Here is a 17,638-nt window from a genome sequence, read left to right on the forward strand (position 1 = left end):
AAATGTGGGGAAATGCCACGTTTAAGATCTGCTGGGTCCGTTACTGTCGAGTCACAATCAGTCACTGATGCTTTCGGACCCAGATGACGCTATTTGCACATTTATCGCCTTTTGAGCAAGATTTCGGACTCCAGTGGCGCTATTCCCTCGTTACAGGCCCATATGCAGTGTGTTTTATACCAATAGCTGCTCTGGAGTCCGATAGCATTCCAAGTGTGGGGAAATTCCGCATTTAAGGTCTGCTGGGTCCGTTACTGTCGAGTCACACTCAGCCACTGATGCTTTCGGACTCCAATGACGCTATTTGCACACTTATCGCCTTTTGAGCAGGGTTTCCGTAAGCGCAAATTGCTACCTAATCAAACAAAGTTTTTGTTTAGAAAACGGTGTTATTTCCACAAAAAAAGGATATCTCAGTAGCCATTAGATGGCTCATGAGATATCCTCTGGTTCTCACTATGTTAAGCTTCCGAATTCCCGTGTTTTTCTAGAACCTTCTCGAACACCGGAAAATTAGCGGTACGCCCTGGAAAAGTTACCTCACCCCTGAGGTCATAACCCAGCTTGGGATATAGGGCGAGTGCCCCAGTGTTCTTAGCATATGTGTCCAGACGGATACTTGAATAACCATTCTGGCGAGCATGTTCTTCTGCATAAGTGCTAAGACGGCGTGCAATTCCCTTTCCTTGAACTTCAGGATGCACAGCCAATCTATGCATAATTAAATGAAGCCCTTGCGTTTCTGTCCAGTCAATCTTCCCATACTGCTCGGATTGGTGCTCGTCCAACACTAGAATGCCGGCCACCGCATTGTTCTCCTCACATACCCATAGATTGCCACGTTCAATATCAAGGGAGATGATCTCCCGGTTCGGATAATGCTCGTCCCACTGATCGCTGCCACCTGCTTGCATCACCTGTACGCATTTGACAATCAGCTCCATAATTTCATCAATCTCATCTTTGCGTGCTCTGCGAATCTCAGTATCCATGAATCATCCCTACCTTCATCTTAACCTCATATTATTTTCACTTTCATTATGAAGTTTATCACATCGGCAGCGCAGCAAACCAGTCCGCACGAAAACCCCAAGACCCGCTCACGGGCGGAGCGGATCTTGTCATCTGTGTCCCCTAGCTGAATTCCAGCTTATGCCCGTCCTCGAAGCCCTTGGCGAAACCGGCGTCGAACCCCACGTTGTATGCTTCGGTGTAGCCCTGTTGAAAGGCGTCTGCCGGGGGCGTTTCCGGCGAAACGCCCAGCTCCGGGGGGAGCGGAATTACCTGTGGAGCAGGCGGAGCCTCGCTCACGGGTACCACAAGCACCGGTGGCTGTGAAACCCTTACTTTACGAACAAGCTTACGACGAAGTCTTCTTTTCTTGCGTAGCAATAGGCCTTTTTTCGACTTCCCATAACGAGCAGTTTTCCGGGCAAGAACTCTGCGGGTTTTACGGGCTAGCCCTTTACGAACTTTTGCTCTCCGCGAGAGCAGCAATGTGCGTCTACGGGTTCTGCCTGAACGTAGCGTTCTGCGGCTTTTCTTCTTCATGCTTCTACTCCTCCTGTGCTCCATGTTCTCTGGAGGTTCCTACGGCGTATGCCTTACTCAGCCATGGCGCAGCAGGAATTCCCCGTTTAGGACGATGTAGTGAAATCCCGGACATCATCCGGCACATCGCACTCTGATACCCACTTAAAATCCTGATATTGTCGCTCAATTTGCGGGCCGTCAACTCAGATTGCTCCGTCAATTCGGCGATGCTCTCCAAGATGGCCGCCAAAGCAGCCTGACTGCGCGAAATGGAGCGAATCATCTCCAGCTTGACGGCATGTTCAGAGAGACGGTCCCCGCTCATTTGCTGTCTTCTCCAAAACTAAAGCCATCACCTGACATGTCTCCAAAACCTTCCCCGCCACCATCGTCTTCACCACTGCCCAGCACTGCTTTTAAATTGCTGTAGAGTCCGTTCTCCAGTTTGGTCAGCCCTTCGACCATCTCCACGATGACCTCGTGTATAGAGAGGGACTCCTTCAGTTGCTCACTGTGGGAATCAAAGGCTCTAGCGTGGATATGATGCTGTGCCCACTGCTTTACCTTTTCAGCTTCAACCGCCTTAGCTTCCAGAATCAACGCAACGTTCCACTGGATGGCGGCGGTGGACTCCAGCATTTGCAGATAAGCCTTTTCTCTGCTCATCTTCCGCCTCCCGCTCCTATAGCGTTACTCTTCTTCTTGACCGTTCAATTCCTTAATCACTCTGCCTACCCCATCAGCCATCGCTTCTTCCAGATCTGCAAGTGCATTCAAGTAAGCAATAATATTCTTGTTTACCTGAGTTGAGCTTTCGATCATCCCGCTGATCCCATCAAAATCAGGTTCCGCATCTGGCAGATCGTGGACAATTTGCGACATACGGACAGCCACATGGCGCTCAGCGTCTAGAATCCGCGCCATCTGTTCGTGCGTATGGGCCATGTGCTGCAGGACTTTAGTTATTTTACTCTGCACCTTCATGTCTCCTTTGCTCAAACGCCCTGCTACAGCATATGCGGCAGGAGCCGTTACGGTGCCGGGGATCCTCGACAAGTTAAGGCTCTATAAGTGACTGGATGACATAAAGATTACGTTATTGCTAAGTACATTTAAAAGGATTAAAATGTGAAATGCGCAATCCTGAGTTTACCAATGATTGGTGGGGAATATATGAAGCTTGAAAGCCAGCGGATCGATCTAATACCTTTAACTGCCCCAGAGCTCTCACTAGCAATAGATAACTATTCGGAGCTACAGCAACAGCTAGGCTTAGCCGCCATCAGTGCAGAGCTTGATGATGAAATGCAATATGCTATGCAGATCAGGCTAAAAAAGGTGCAGCAGGACCCCGACCATTACCTATGGTTAACGAACTGGGCCATCGTCCATCGGGAAGATCAATGTATTATAGGATTCATTATCCTTAAAGGTTACCCGAATGAGAAAGGCGAGGTTATTATAGGATATGGGATTGATGAGAAATATAGAAGAAAAGGGTATGCAACAGAGGCACTACGCACAATTACTGCATGGATTTTCTCCCATCCCCAAGCTGTCTATGTAATCGCTGACACTGAAAAAGATAATACAGCCTCCCACAAAGTATTGGAGCGTCTAGGCTCTGAGAGATACAAAGAAACTGAGGATTTAATCTGGTGGAGGATTTCCAACCCCCCAAGCCCTCTGAGTAACGCGTGATTTCAAAGCCCTTGCGGCTATCTATAGCAAGATTACATCAAAAAAAGCACTGCCTTATGGCAGTGCATCCTTTAACTTTTCCCCCGCCTCGTGCAAAGACTGGAACGTCCCCGCATCACTCCACCAATCCTTAAGCACATCATAACTAAGTCTGCGATCAGCGGCGTATATATTATTTACATCAGTAATCTCCAGCTCCCCCCTTTTGGAAGGTAATACCCGCCGGATGATATCAAATACAGCTTCATCGTACATATAAATACCAGTTACACAATAATTGGTCTTCGGATGCTCCGGCTTTTCTTCGATATAAGCAATCCATGCCGCATCTTGACTATCAAACACAGGTACACCGTATCTGCGCGCGTCCTCCACCGGCTTCAGCAACACCTTTGCTGTGCCCGCTGGCTGACGGAGATAACTCTCCACATAAGGCTTCAGATCATCCATAAAAAGATTATCCCCGAGCAATACAACAAATCGTTCCCCCGGGAAAATGAACCCTTCTGCTAAATCAAGCGCCTCGGCAATGCCTCCGGCAGCTTCCTGAATTTTATAGGTCAGAGATACACCAAATGCAGCACCGCTACCTAAAAAATCTGTGTACAGGCCAGCAGACTGCTTGCTAATAACCAGAAGAATGTCGGTAATTCCTGCCCGGCGAAGCCGGTCTATGCCGTAACAGACCATAGGATATTTGCCGACCGGAAGCAAATGTTTGTTCATAAGCCGGGTCAGCGGTTGAAGTCTAGATCCTGTTCCGCCCGCCAGTATGACTCCTTTCACTTACTTTCCTCCTCTTTATCTACGTCCTTTGCCTTCGGATCTGCACTTCATATGAAATTTATAGGGTCTACATTCCATTTATCTATAAAAATCTTGCGATTTCGTTCCACCAGTTCTTGCAGTCCGGTATTGTAAACTTGCTTGAAACTTGCACTTCCTTCATGGTGCACCAAGCAATCCCCGGCGATAAGCAACCGATATCCCTTTATCCTGGTACGGTAACAATAATCATCATCTTCGTAATGTCCAGGTGAGAATCTCTCATCCAGTAGACCTACGGAAGTAAGCAGCTCTCTTTTGAATAAAAAACATAATCCTACCAGCCGTCTCGTCTCCAACCATTTCTGGGGATTTGGAAGGTTCGCCCTCTCAGCAGCCTGATGAAAATCTATCAGACCTTCATAATCAGTCTTCACCTGTTGACGTCCACTAGCATAGTTTGTGACTGGCCCAACAATACCAACATCAGGAGCACTATATAGAGCTCTCTTCAGATTAGTTAACCATCCTTGAGATAACACTACATCGTTATTCAGCAGCAGTAATTCATCACCTGAAGCTAGCTGTAGCCCCATATTGCATGCAGCTGGAAAGCCGCGATTGTCAGGCAATGAAATAAACGTTATATGATTCGCACGGCAATAAGTGTCTGTTCCGTCCGTTGAAGCATTGTCCACTACGATAATCTCATAAGGCGGCGGAGTGTAGGCAAGAATAGATTCCACACAGGCCCGCAGCAAGGGCAGCGCATTGTAGGTTGGAATAATAATACTCGTCAGCGTCATATGCGATTCCTCCAAGCGGCTACCTGTCTGCGGTACTCGCGCTGAGTCTCACTACTTAGCAGACCGCCAGCTTTTCGCCGGGAAAGAACCTCATGTAGAGCCTCAGCATGATCTCCTATGATCAGTTTTTCCACAGCATTTCCAACCCCTGTATTTGCCTTGCGCAGCCGATTATGTTTAATAACATTTACCGTCCCAGCCTTCTCCACCCGTAACTTTTCTAATACAGAACGAGCTTGGGCTTTAGGTGGAACCATTAATTCACGGTAGCCTATGGTCTCAAGCGCATGCCGCGAAAGCGCATGAGGAACAGCTGTCATAGAGCTAACTCCGAGATCGTACCTATCCAGAGCATAATTCAGAAACAGTTTGCTGCGGGTGACATCATCACATAATCCAAAAGAAGGCATCAGTGAGTCTAAATCATTAAGAGCTACATCAATCCCACGATCTACAGCCGCCGTGAATGAAACGAGCTGAGAGGCCGGAATGACCATATCTCCATCCAGAAAAAGCAATATATCCCCGCGACTCAGCTTCGCACCGATAGCCCGACCCACATCATGTCCGACAGACTCTGGGCAGTGTACTACAATGGCTTGACGATGTTGTCTAGAAATAGGAAAAGAGTTATCACTGCAGCCATTAAGTACGACGATAATTTCTGCAGGTTCAAGCCGTGCAACCTGATGCAGCAGACGTGACAAGGTCTGCTCCTCATTACGCGCGGAGATAATGACTGACAAAGTCCCGCGTAACTTCGGTAACTTCAGAGTCTCCTTGCCTGCCTTCGATTGCCGAGACAGAAGCGGGCGAGTAGCAGCGTTGCCTTTTACAGAGCGATTGGCTGACCTGTGACGGATTGGGCGTTTCTTTGCCGTTCGAGCTGCTGTGCCTCGTAAAGTTGCAACCATCATCTCACCATCTCTCTGCGCCGGGCTCCGTCGCCAAAGCCCGCTCTGATCCCCCGATGTTCCAGCAACAGGGATACAGCCTCCATATGATCCGCTGTAATCAACTGCTGCAATGGATCTTTGCCGTCTTCCTTGCGTCTTACCGCATTCAATTTCCCTACAGGCACTTTGTGAGCGGCTACCACATGCAGTCCACTAAGAATTGCCTGGGCATGCGCCAGTGGAGGACGTGATAATGAATCGCTCCCTAAAATATCAAGTGCTCTGCGGCTGATTGCGTGCGGAACTGCCGTCATCGAACATCCCTTCAGATCTGGACGGCCAAGCAGAATATTCAGTGCATGTTTAGACAGCACCACCGGATGGGGGGACAGCTTCCGGACCGGACCGGAATAATCATTAAGCGCTATGTCCACTCCACCACTAACAGCAGTGACGTAAGGACGCAGCCCCGAAGCAGGTATCACCAAATCTCCATCTGTAAACAATAGGATTTCTCCCTTGGCTGCCTCAGCTCCCACACTACGGCCAGCGTCGTGTCCAAGCGGCAACTCATAGGAAATAACACGCGCACCTAGCGATTGTGCAATCCCTGCCGTTTGATCAGTGGATCCATTCACGACCACAATTACCTCGCAGCGCGGATGGACCCCTCTGGCTCCAGATATCACTCCCGCAATGGTCTGAGCTTCATTCATGGCTGGAATAATAACCGAAACATAGGGATTAGGATGGTTAACTATAGGGACTACAGCGACTTGCCGCACTGGGCGTGTAGTCCGCCGCTTCATCCGAGAGACCCGCCGTCCTGTGCGGCGGGCAGAAGTTCGTTTGGGCTTCATGCTCATCCACCTTCCTTACAGAGCCAATTCTTCAGGCTGAGGGTTACATCACAGTTTATGTACTACAACGCACAGGGTAACGGCAATTGTCTCCTGTCGTTCTGAAAACAGGACAAATGTACTCCCCACCAAACTTCAGCTTAGATACATTGCGCATAGCCAGCTGCCGCGGACACAACCTGCGATGGTAACGAACGCAGTACCGCAGCAGGTTGATTAGGTTAGGGCGGTATCGGACAAAACCGAATCTGCAACGGATGTTTAGACATTAGCGCTATCGGACACAGTTGCTCCTATTCGCCGCATTTTCACACTTTTAGATTATTAACGGACTCCGTAGCAGCTATTGGCATGAAAAGAACTCAATAATGCTCTATTTCTATACAATTGCTTCACTAGAGTCCTAAACCAGCCTCAAAAAACGACAAACCTGCAAATAACGCCATCTGGGTCCGTAAGTAGCAGCGGATGTTTAGACTACCAGGCTATCGGACAGAGCCGCAGCCACAGCGAATGTTTAGAACCCGGCGATGCTGACATGTACCGTTCCCCCCCAAAAAAACAGAGCAGCGATCTCCAATAAGGAGATTCGCTACTCTGCTATTTTTAAGAGGAACTGCTTAAGGTTCAATCAAATACGCGATCATCTGCTGCCGGCTTAGCTAAGGGAGCGCCTATAGCAATCCAAGAGATAACCCCATAGAAATGCGGAGTCTCGCGCAACCGTACTACTTGAATCACTGCTTCTCCATTGGCTCTGCTCTTTAAGGAAGCGTAGAAGTAAGGCTGATTGGTCATGGCAACAAGCACATAACCCGTATGCCCAAAGCTCTCATCAAACGATACGGTCACCTCTACACTCTCTGCATCCCCATTGAACATAAATGCTGTCATTCCAAACTGCTGTAGTGCTTCTCGCTTCCCAGCTGTTTGAATCGGACTGAAGGACAGATGATCTGTATTTACAGAGTTCGGTGCCAGATGAGTCCCGTTTACTGCACCTGGGGAAATATGATATTCCTGAACACTCTCTTCTTCCAGATGGCGGGCTTGAATCGCAAACGAAGAGATTTTGGATGCAACTACCGCTTCATCCTGAAGCTCTGTTGTCCCTACTGCACCTTCTGTCAGATGAGCGGACTCGATACTGCCTTCCTTCAGCTTAGCTCCGTTGATACTGCCATCCGGGAGCAGTGCTGAGCTGCGTGTTTCATCCGCAAGATGCTCTAATTTGATGATGCCAGGCTGCAAATGCCGATCTGCCACGATCTTGTCAGCAAGATGCTCTCCGTAAACACTCCATGGTTGTAAATGTGAAGAACTCACGGAGCCTTCGGCGAGTTTTTCTTCAGTAATACTGCCATCTGGCAACAAATCCGCACTGCGTACCTCTTCTGCCAAATGCTTCAGGGTGATGCTGTCCGATCGAATATGGCGGCCTTCCACCGCATCCCCGGCCAAATGACCTCCAGAGACGCTGCCTTGGGCCAAATGGAAAGACTGGATCGTTCCGACTTCAATCTTCTCGCCTGTAATACTGCCTTCCGGCAATAAATCAGCGCTGCGCACTTCTTCTGCCAAATGATTCAGAGTAATGCTTCCAGCACGGATATGGCGGCTATCTACCGCATTCCCCCCTAAGTGTCCCCCATAGACACTGCCAGGAGCCAAGTGGTAGGCAGTAATAGATCCACCCTCCAACTTTTTACCGGTAATGCTGCCATCCGGCAGTAACTCGGAGCTGCGTACCTCATCCGCTAGATGTGCTAGCTTGATCTCACCTTTTCCAATATGGAGACCTTCTACTGCAGACGGACTCAGATGAGTTCTATCCACACTGCCAGGCACTAGATGAATTGCTTCTACGGAGGCTTCCGCCAGCTTCTCCCCAGTAATGCTTCCGTCCGGCAGCAGCTCGGAGCTGCGTACCTCATCCGCCAGATGCGCTAGCTTGATCTCACCTTTTCCAATATGGCGTCCTTCTATTGCAGACGGACTCAGATGAGTTCCCTCCACGCTTTCAGGTACAAGGTGATTTGAATTTATGGATGCTTCCGCCAGTTTCTCCCCAGTAATGCTACCGTCTGGCAGCAAATTGGAGCTGCGTGTTTCTTCGGCCAAATGAGCCAGCGTGATCTCACCGTATCGGATATGACGTCCTTCTATTGTGTCCGGACTCAAATGACTGCCATCTACGCTTCCAGGCACCAGATGATTCGAATTTACGGATTCTTCCGCCAACTTCTCCCGAGTGATGCTACCGTCTGGCAGCAAGTCAGCGCTACGTGTTTCTTCGGCCAGATGAGCTAACGTAATCTCACCTTTTCCAATATGGCGCCCTTCGACAGAACCTGAACTTAGATGAACGCCTTCCACACTTCCAGGTACTAGATGATTTGAATTTACGGAAGCATGTGCCAGCTTTACTCCAGAAATACTACCGTCTGGCAGCAATTTAGAGCTGCGTGTTTCTTTTGCCAAATGAGCCAGCGTGATCTCACCGTATCGGATATGACGGCCTTCTACTGTGTCTGGGCCTAAATGGCTGCCATCCACACTGCCAGGCACTAGGTGAATAGAACTTACGGATTCCTCCGCCAGCTTCTCTCTAGTAATACTACCGTCTGGCAGCAGATCAGCACTTCGGGTTTCATCGGCGAGATGAGCCAGAGTAATCTCACCATTTCCAATATGACGTCCTTCGACGGAACCTGAACTCAGATGTCCGCCTTCCACACTTCCAAACACTAAATGAATAGAATCCACGGATGCTCCCGCCAGCTTCTTCCCGGTAATACTGCCTTCAGGCAGCAAGTCGGAGGTATATGCATCTGCAGCCAGATGAGCAAGCGTGACCTCACCCGGTAGGATATGTCGACCTTCGACAGAACCCGAATTCAAATGGCTTCCGTTCACACTTCCAGGCAGGAGATGGTTGGAATCTACCGATCCTTCAGCCAGCTTCTCCCCAGTTATGCAGCCGTCTGGCAGCAACTCAGAGCTACGTACCTCTTCCGCCAGATGAGCCAGCGTGATTTCACCAGGTAGGATATGACGACCTTCAATCGTATCGGTACACAAATGGCTGCCGTCTACACTACCAGGTGAAAGATGCTGAGAATCCACGGCACCTTTTACCAGCTTAGAGCTATTAATACTGCCCTCTTGGATTTGAACCGCAGAAATAGAATTCGGAAGGATATGACCATTCCCTATAGACAACGGCCGGATATGCGCCCCACTGACACTGCCGGGATTCAAATGTCTACTTTGAACGGCACTTTCGCTTATGGTTTTCGAACTTACAGCATTTACCGACAAATGCTCAGCATGAACTGCTGACGCTGCCAGTTTACTGGATTCTATGCTGCCGTCTGCAAGCTTAGCCGAAGTGACTGCTAAATCACTGATTTTATCCGTTGAGACACTTTCCGGTGAAAGCTTCAACGAGGTCACTGCATGATCGGCCAGATGATGAGGCTGCACAGCTCCTGCTGCCAGGTGAATTTCTCTCACCGCAGCGGAAGCCAGCTTATCTCCTGAAACTGAGCCCGATTGAATCGCAGCGGAAGTCACACTATTTTCACCAAGATGTCTTCGTTCCACGGCTCCCGTGGCCAAATGATCCTTATTTACCACAGCATCCTGCAATACACGGCCGCTCACACTGGCATCCGCCAGATGCTTTTCCTCCACTGTACAAAAAGCGATATGTTCACCACTGACTACTTCACGCGCAATCGTGCTCCCAATCACTGCACCTGCTGCCAGCTTAGCTGCATTTACACTTCCATCTGCCAACTTGGCAGAAGTAACGCTCTGTGCACGAAGATGCTCCCCGCCCACAGATTCTGAAGCCAGCTGTTCTCCAGTCACAGCACCGGAAGATAAATGTTGAGTCTGAATAGCTTCTTCCTTAAGCTGCTCCGAGCCGACCGCTTCCGCCGCTATATGCGAATGATTCACTGCTTCGCGTTCCAGATGAATAGAAGTTATGGCTTGCATAGCAATTTGCGGTCCGCGAATGGCGGATTTAGCAATATGTCTTGTGGTCACTACTTCGTCTGCCAGCTTATGTGGGAGAATGCTTTGGTCAGCAATTTTGGACGAGGTTACCGCTTGCTCCACTAACTGTGCAGTTCCTACTGCACCCTCAGCCAGCTTTAAAAAAGAGATGCTGCGGTCAGCCAAATGCCGACTCGATATTTCGCCATCACCGATATGATTACCATTCACACTTTCTGGGCTTAAATGGACGCTTCTCACGACATCTGTACCAAGTTGCTTGGAGCCTATAGCTCCATCAGCTAAATGCCCGCCTTCGATAATACCCGACTGCAGCTGTTCCTTACCGATCAATTTGCTGGCAAGCTGATCAGAACCAATCGCTCCCGGGGCCAGATGTCTGGCGGTTATCAAAGCGTCGCTAAGATGGCGGCCTTCAATAACAGCATCCGCTAGCTTTGAACTGCTGATTTCACCATCAGCAATTTTATCGCCAGATACCGCTGCATCGGCCAGCTTGGAACGGTCAACACTGCCGTTAGCTAGGTGGCGACTTGTGATGCTGCTGCTTCCTATTTTGTCACTAGTAACGGCTCCATCTTCCAGTAAATCCGCAGTAATAATCAAATCGCTTAAATGGCGGCTCTCAATGGCTTTATCTGCAATTTGACCGCCGCCTATAATCCGATCAGCCAGCTTCTCTGGACTAATACTGCCATTTTTCAGCTTCTCTCCACTAATCGAATGATCCAGCAGCTTACCGCCACTAACGCTTCCTTCTGCTAAATGCTCGCCCACAATCGATTCTGGTGCGATTTTTGCAGAAGTGACTGCCTTGTCCGCGATATTGATACTCTGTACAGCGTAATCTTGCAGCCAAGGTGTACCAATAATGCCGAACTTTAGCTTAGAACCGTCAATGGTACGTGGAGCGATTTTGGCTCCGGTCACCGCTGCATCCGAAAGATCATCTGTATAAACGGGCTGAAAACGTTCTTTCTCTGGAGGAGCGAACCATACGGTTTCAGGAAGATTATCCGCCTGTTTCTGAAGCTGCGCTTCCTCTATAAGCTCCGGCTCCAATTGTAGAACTGGAGCAGAAGTTGGCTCCTCTAGAACGACTTCAGCTATTGCTCCCCCACTTACCTGAACTTCCGCGATCTCTGCTTCACTGACTCCGTCACTGTTATTCCCCGAGCTTCTAGAGCTGCTTTTGGTATCCAGCATACTCAGTTCCTCTTTATTGGGATTATCTACAAAATAGAGTCGTTTCTGTGGACTGCGCGGCTGCTTTTTTTTGGAACCCCTCACAAGCAGTCTCCTCCTTCCATCTAATGTTTCTCCTAGGCATCATATGCAGCGGTATGGGCTTATGACACCCTTTTGCGATGAGGCCTTCATAAGATTATGTATAAAAAAAGGCATCTGCCTTCGCGCATTCGTCCACCCTGACACGCGGGTACAAACATACTATGACAAGAGTAGAAAAAGCAGGGATCATGTAACCGATGAAACAGGAGGAACAAACATGGGGCATAAGCTCGTTGGAATATTACTAAATGCCGATATGCACCGGGGCGTTCCCCGGCTAAAAACAGGACAGGAGTCTCTATCCAACTATGAAGAGGCCGCGGCGGCATACGGTTTAGTCCCTTGCTTCCTGAAGCTCGCGGACATCGATACGGACACAGGCTTTAGTGCCGCCTATATAAAGGGAGCCAACGGATATAAAAGCGTAGTTGTTCCTACGCCTGCTGTTATCCATAACCGGGCAATATACAGCAAAAACAGCCCTGGGATGCAGCGTCTGCTGAAGCACTATCCCCTGATTTTCAATACATGTAATCGATACGGCAAAGATGAGATCCATCAGCTGCTTGAAAAAAATACGGAGCTTCGCGAATATTTACCCGTAACAACGAGAGTCTCAGGCCTAAAAGAAATGATGAATCTTTATCCCGATCTCATTCTTAAACCTTGCCGTGGAAGTATAGGGAATGGGGTCATGCGGCTGGTCCGCAAGGGATCTCAGCGTTGGACCTTGAGCTACCTCTCCCCTTCGATGCAGCGCTGGAGAAATATTCCCGTAAATCAGGCGGCGTTGCCACAAGCGCTCCGCGCACGCCTAACCTCCGTGCCTTATCTTGTTCAAGAACGTATTCCCCTTGCTGAGATTGGAGGACGTCCCTTTGATCTACGCGTCACCGTTCAGCGCGGCTGGGGAGGAGATTGGCAGGTCACTGGGCTCTTCGCCAAACTGGCTGCCCCAGGGGGCTTTGTCTCCAATATAGCCCGCGGAGGAGAAGCGTTAAGCTCCTCCCTAGCGCTCGAAAAAGCCTTTTCAAGATCCACAGCGGCCCACATCCGTATGTCTGTCGAAATACTTAGCCTTGCAATCGCACGGTGTCTGGAGCAAGACCTTCCCGGACTGGCCGATATCGGACTGGATATAGGCATTACTAAGGACGGACGACTCTTCTTCATAGAATGTAACGGTCGCGACCAACGCTACGGATTTCATAAAGCCGGCCTTACGGAAATTTGGAAAGACAGCTATCGCAGACCTATGGGATACGCGCGTTTTTTAATAGAAACGAACAGTACGGTATATAACAGTTATTGATTTGTCTCCTATTCTATGTCAATATAATGCAGAGCAGAGACGACCCGTATACAACCGTACTGCTGCATTATGGAAGGGAGATGGGCATGGTAAAACAATTGCTACGGCTGATGACCGAGCTATCCTCACACCGGTGGCTTTCACGGTTAATGGGATCTTTTTCTCATAGTAGAATCAGCCGTTTTCTTATCCCGGCATTTATTAAGACTTATCAAATCCCCTCCGCTCAAGCGGAGAAAAATCCTGGAGAATATCTCACTCTTAATGAGTTTTTCAGCCGCCGGCTGAAGCCGGGCATGCGGCCTATTGCAACCGATGCTGACGCTTTGGTTAGTCCCGTAGACGCAACGATTACTGCTATGGGTGACATTACCGCCGGTACGATTATGAATGTAAAAGGGCAGGATTATAAGATCGAGGATCTCCTTAATCACTCCCCGCATCTGGAGCTGTACAAGAAGGGTTTTTTCTTCGTTCTTTATTTGAGTCCTACCGATTATCACCGGATTCACTCTCCCCTTACCGGACAAAAGGTGGAGAGCGATTATATTCGCGGACGGGCCTATCCTGTCAACGATTTCGGAATGCGACATATGAAGGGTGTCCTGAACCGCAACGAACGTCTCATTACGTATATTGCCGGGAGTTACGGGGAAACCGCGGTAGTAAAGGTAGGCGCAATGAACGTCAGCAGCATCCGTTATACGGATGCTACGGCTGCCGAGTGGCAAATAGGCGATGATCTGGCTTATTTTGAGTTTGGCTCCACCGTAGTGCTACTCACGGAAAGCGGTACCTTTACCCCGAGACCCAAGCTTGAGGTCGACTCGAAGGTAAAAATGGGCGAACTACTGGGAACGTTGCATCGACCTTTGTAGGGAGAGTTGGGCGAATGTAAAAAATTAGAGGGTGCCTCAAAAGCCATGAAATGGCTGCTGGGGTGCCCTCTAATTTTGGGGACTTAGTGTGGAGCACAGTTGCGGACACGAACCCTCTAGCTATCGTATACCTATCGTCTAACCATCGTGTACCTATCGTTAGCTATCGTATACCTATCGTTAGCTATCGGACCCAGCTGACCTTATACGCGGATTTTTGACACATTTGCGATTCTATCGGACTCCACCGCAGCTATTGGCATGAAAAACACCCTATTTGCGCTAGATCTTAGGCAATAGCGGCGCTGGAGTCCGAAACTCCGCTCAAATGGCGATAAATGGGCAAATAGCGGCTGCTGAGTCCGTAAGCATTTGCAGAGCGTTGGTCGAGGTTAGTCGAGCGTTAGTTGAGGATGGTCGAGATAGTGGAGGGATGGTCGAGCGTTGGTGGAAGGTGTGCGCTCGCCGCTATCGGACCCAGCTGACCTTATACGCGGATTTTTCACACATTTGCGATTCTATCGGACTCCACCGCAGCTATTGGCACCAAAAACGCCCTATTAGAGTCGATTCTTAGGCAATAGCGGCGCTGGAGTCCGAAACTCCGCTCAAATGGTGATAAATGGGCAAATAGCGGCTGCTGAGTCCGTAAGCATTTGCTAGAGCGTTGGTCGAGGTTGGTCGAAAGTTAGTTAAGGGCTGGCCGAGAGTTGGTGGAGGGATGGTCAAGAGTTAGTTGAGGATTTGAGGGCTAGTGGAGCGTTGGTCGAGGATCTACGGAGCGTTGGTCGACGGTTAACATTCAACGCTTTCGCACCCAGCTGACCTTATACGCGCCATTTTCGCACATTTGATTGGTCACAAACACACTAATAGCAAAAAGGACAGCCCCGAGGCTGTCCTTTTATCTTTTCATGTAACCCACCTAATACGCCTGTTACGCTTATTAACCTGCTACGCCCTAATGTGATTATTACGCCGCCTGTTTTGCTTACTATACCTGTACACCCGTTATACTCAATACACCTGCTACGCCTATACGCTTATTACACGCCAATTACACATGTCCCTGCTTAGCAACATCAAGCGCCTTGGCCGCTACCTGTTCCGGATCTCCTAGATAAAAGCGACTGATAGGATTCATGTCCTCATCCAGTTTGTACACGAGCGGTACTCCGGTAGGAATATTGAGCTCCAGTAATGCCGCTTCATCAATATCCTCCATAAATTTAATCAATGCACGCAGCGTATTGCCGTGGGCTGAGATAAGCACCCGTTCTTTTTTACGCAAAAGAGGTACGATCCGGTTTCCCCAGAAATCGCCTACACGATGTACAGTGTCCTCCAGGCTCTCGCCACGCGGGATATCTTCCGGACGAACACCGCTGTAGCGAATATCGTTTCTGGCATACCTAGGATCATCAAGCTCCAGCAACGGGGGTCTCGCCGATAAACTCCGCCGCCAGATATGCAGCTGCTCATCTCCATATTTTAGCGCTGTCTCGCTTTTACTTAATCCCTGCAATGCCCCGTAATGGCGTTCATTCAATTTCCAAGACTTTTGCACGGGTATCCACAGCAAATCCATCTCTTCCAGTACATAGTTAAGAGTTTTAATCGAGCGTTTGAGTACCGAAGCAAAAGCCAGATCAAATGTATACCCAGCGTCCTTCAACAGCTTGCCAGCAGTCTTTGCCTCTTGGATACCCTTCTCAGTTAAATCCGGGTCACTCCAGCCTGTGAACAAATTCTGTACATTGTACTGGCTCTCACCATGACGTATTAGTACGATTTCGTACATTTTCTCTCTCTCCTTCCAACTATGGACCTTATATATTCTACCGACGAACAACATTATGCGAAACGTATCGCGGAAAGCTCTCACCTTAGTAATAACCCAATCGTAGAAATAAATATCTACCGCTACCTCATAGTTAGACCAATTAAACATCCTCAAAGGTACGTGAATGAGGCGTGCATGGACCGTGAACGGCGTGTAGATAGTGCGGTACATGAGCTTACGCTTCATTGCAGAATGTGCAACAGAAAATCTTAACTCTCACTTGAAAATACATTACATTGTACTTTGTGCAATAGATTATCGTGATGATCTCTAGAAAGGCTGCTTCTCCTGAATTTGAATGTAAGATGTGCAACAGAATTCAAATCCGACTGCTTTTAGACTCAATCCCATTGTACAAAATACAACGTGAGGCACGATGTAATGTCCATCAGTTACTCTAGTCTTCGACTTAAGTTCATTATATATATCAATTTCTAACAACACAAAAAAACCGGATGCCTCATGGCCCCGGCTATTTATATTTTTAGTCATATCATGCGATTGTATGCTTGCTTGTTCCGTTTAGAACCAGCTGTCCACGACAAAAGCGTTCGCCTGCTTTAACCGTTTTAAGCGGTTTCTAAAAATACCTCCGCCTCCACTCTTACAATCCGTGTTGCAGATTCTGCGTCTGATGATCATGCCAAGAGTCTCCTTCCAAGAAGTTATGTAAATTCTCTGTAAACTAAACTGCAAAGTATTTACCCTTGGTTGAACAAACTGAAACAAAAAAAGTGAATCAGCGGATCTCAGATGGACTTTTTCCGGTATATTGCTTGAACTGGCGGCTGAAAAAGAAAATGTCACGATATCCGAGCGCATCTGCGACCTCAGTAACATTCATTCCTGCGTACAGCAGTAAATGCTGCGCACGCTCAATCCGGGCTCGGATGACATAAGACTGCACAGAAGAGCCCGTAAGCTCCTTAAACTTAATTGAAAAGTACCGAGGCGAAAGCCCCGCACGAGCAGCAAGATCCTCTACACGATGTGCAATCCCCGGATGCTGGCTCACATAGTTCGCTATTTCGTGAATGATTTCTGTCAAATGGTTGCTAACATAACGTTCTACTGGCTTCACACGGTCCTCCCTCAGCAGATGAATCATCAGCTGTTTCAGTACAAGCTGCCCTTCTTCCTCAGCGGCGTAAGTATCCACCAGAAATAGTCGAACGTACCTAGCAAGCAGATGTTCAAATTCAACGGTTTCTGTAAGCTCACGATAGGGCAGCGGAATATCCGTCACCTCTTCGGAGACATCAAAATGAATATATGTAAGTACAAGTGGCTTTTGCGGATTATGTGTAGCACTTGTATGGTCACCCGGACGAAAAAGGAAGCAGCTTCCCTTACCTACTTGAAAGGGTTCATCGTTACGCACAACCGTCCCTTCCCCGCTCCATACATAAAATAAATCATAATTTTGCAGCGACTTCTCTCTTTTTTGCCATTTCCAGCCCGGCTCGCATACAATCTTAGCCAGAGCCGGCAAAATAACAAAAGAGGACGGCGATGCATGCAGCATAACGTTCCCTCCTAAAAGTTTTGTTAGCATAAACTACCTTGAACCACTTCGCAAAACTTGCTTCGTAAGCATCCGCTTTGTTTTGTTAGCAAACCTACTTTGAACTTCTTCGCAAAACTCGCTTCGTAAGCATCCGCTTTGTTTTGTTAGCAAAACTTGCCTCGTAAGCATCCGCTTAGTATTGTCAACAAAATCTGCTCTGA

The 17,638-nt window shown here is 48.6% G+C and carries 15 protein-coding genes; 3 read left to right on the plus strand and 12 right to left on the minus strand.

Annotated elements, in window-relative coordinates; all coding sequences use genetic code 11:
- Window positions 1-461 precede the first annotated feature (461 nt).
- The 5 genes from NSS82_RS27170 to NSS82_RS27190 form a co-directional block, all read right to left on the minus strand.
- Window positions 462-992, minus strand: a complete 531-nt coding sequence (locus NSS82_RS27170; protein WP_076273612.1) for a GNAT family N-acetyltransferase — start codon at window positions 990-992, stop codon at window positions 462-464.
- Between the two features lie 142 nt (window positions 993-1,134).
- Window positions 1,135-1,551, minus strand: a complete 417-nt coding sequence (locus NSS82_RS27175) for a hypothetical protein (protein WP_076103710.1) — start codon at window positions 1,549-1,551, stop codon at window positions 1,135-1,137.
- A gap of 4 nt (window positions 1,552-1,555) precedes the next feature.
- The gene (locus NSS82_RS27180) at window positions 1,556-1,858 is read right to left on the minus strand and encodes a hypothetical protein (protein WP_051491084.1); all 303 of its coding nucleotides are present in this window, start codon (window positions 1,856-1,858) and stop codon (window positions 1,556-1,558) included.
- On the minus strand, window positions 1,855-2,199 hold the full coding sequence (locus NSS82_RS27185) for a hypothetical protein (protein ID WP_036679724.1): 345 nt from the start codon (window positions 2,197-2,199) through the stop codon (window positions 1,855-1,857). The genes NSS82_RS27180 and NSS82_RS27185 overlap by 4 nt, the downstream gene beginning before the upstream one ends.
- 24 nt (window positions 2,200-2,223) lie before the next feature.
- Window positions 2,224-2,511, minus strand: coding sequence for a hypothetical protein (locus NSS82_RS27190; RefSeq protein ID WP_036679726.1), 288 nt, complete (start codon window positions 2,509-2,511; stop codon window positions 2,224-2,226).
- Window positions 2,512-2,706: 195 nt separating this feature from the next.
- Between NSS82_RS27190 and NSS82_RS27195 the strand changes: the two genes are divergently transcribed.
- The gene (locus NSS82_RS27195; protein WP_256718589.1) at window positions 2,707-3,234 is read left to right on the plus strand and encodes a GNAT family N-acetyltransferase; all 528 of its coding nucleotides are present in this window, start codon (window positions 2,707-2,709) and stop codon (window positions 3,232-3,234) included.
- A 54-nt stretch (window positions 3,235-3,288) separates the two neighbouring features.
- Here the strand turns inward: NSS82_RS27195 and NSS82_RS27200 are convergent, their stop codons facing one another.
- The 5 genes from NSS82_RS27200 to NSS82_RS27220 form a co-directional block, all read right to left on the minus strand.
- On the minus strand, window positions 3,289-4,020 hold the full coding sequence (locus NSS82_RS27200; protein WP_036679730.1) for a sugar phosphate nucleotidyltransferase: 732 nt from the start codon (window positions 4,018-4,020) through the stop codon (window positions 3,289-3,291).
- A 47-nt stretch (window positions 4,021-4,067) separates the two neighbouring features.
- A complete protein-coding gene (locus NSS82_RS27205) occupies window positions 4,068-4,805 on the minus strand; it encodes a glycosyltransferase family 2 protein (RefSeq protein WP_076100938.1) in 738 nt (245 codons plus the stop codon).
- A complete protein-coding gene (locus NSS82_RS27210) occupies window positions 4,802-5,722 on the minus strand; it encodes a glycosyltransferase family 2 protein (protein ID WP_094903705.1) in 921 nt (306 codons plus the stop codon). Before NSS82_RS27210 ends, NSS82_RS27205 begins: the two co-directional genes overlap by 4 nt.
- On the minus strand, window positions 5,719-6,561 hold the full coding sequence (locus tag NSS82_RS27215; protein ID WP_306032159.1) for a glycosyltransferase family 2 protein: 843 nt from the start codon (window positions 6,559-6,561) through the stop codon (window positions 5,719-5,721). The genes NSS82_RS27210 and NSS82_RS27215 overlap by 4 nt, the downstream gene beginning before the upstream one ends.
- A gap of 627 nt (window positions 6,562-7,188) precedes the next feature.
- Window positions 7,189-11,877 carry a WIAG-tail domain gene (locus NSS82_RS27220; RefSeq protein WP_076273614.1) on the minus strand — a complete coding sequence of 1,563 codons (4,689 nt, stop codon included), beginning with the start codon at window positions 11,875-11,877 and terminating at the stop codon, window positions 7,189-7,191.
- 217 nt (window positions 11,878-12,094) lie between these two features.
- On the opposite strand from NSS82_RS27220, the gene NSS82_RS27225 reads away from it, so the two are divergent.
- A complete protein-coding gene (locus tag NSS82_RS27225) occupies window positions 12,095-13,189 on the plus strand; it encodes a YheC/YheD family endospore coat-associated protein (RefSeq protein WP_036679737.1) in 1,095 nt (364 codons plus the stop codon).
- 86 nt (window positions 13,190-13,275) lie between these two features.
- Entirely contained in the window at window positions 13,276-14,067 is a 792-nt protein-coding gene (gene asd, locus NSS82_RS27230) for an archaetidylserine decarboxylase (protein WP_038573164.1), read from the plus strand.
- A 1,057-nt stretch (window positions 14,068-15,124) separates the two neighbouring features.
- On the opposite strand, the gene gpmA is transcribed toward asd, so the two are convergent.
- Window positions 15,125-15,868 carry a 2,3-diphosphoglycerate-dependent phosphoglycerate mutase gene (gpmA, locus tag NSS82_RS27235; protein WP_076273615.1) on the minus strand — a complete coding sequence of 248 codons (744 nt, stop codon included), beginning with the start codon at window positions 15,866-15,868 and terminating at the stop codon, window positions 15,125-15,127.
- 781 nt (window positions 15,869-16,649) lie between these two features.
- Window positions 16,650-17,435 (minus strand): helix-turn-helix domain-containing protein, encoded by a 786-nt coding sequence (locus NSS82_RS27240; RefSeq protein WP_036679782.1) that lies wholly within the window; start codon window positions 17,433-17,435, stop codon window positions 16,650-16,652.
- Window positions 17,436-17,638 lie beyond the last annotated feature (203 nt).

This window comes from Paenibacillus sp. FSL H7-0735 (assembly GCF_038008505.1).
GTDB lineage: Bacteria > Bacillota > Bacilli > Paenibacillales > Paenibacillaceae > Paenibacillus_AQ > Paenibacillus_AQ odorifer.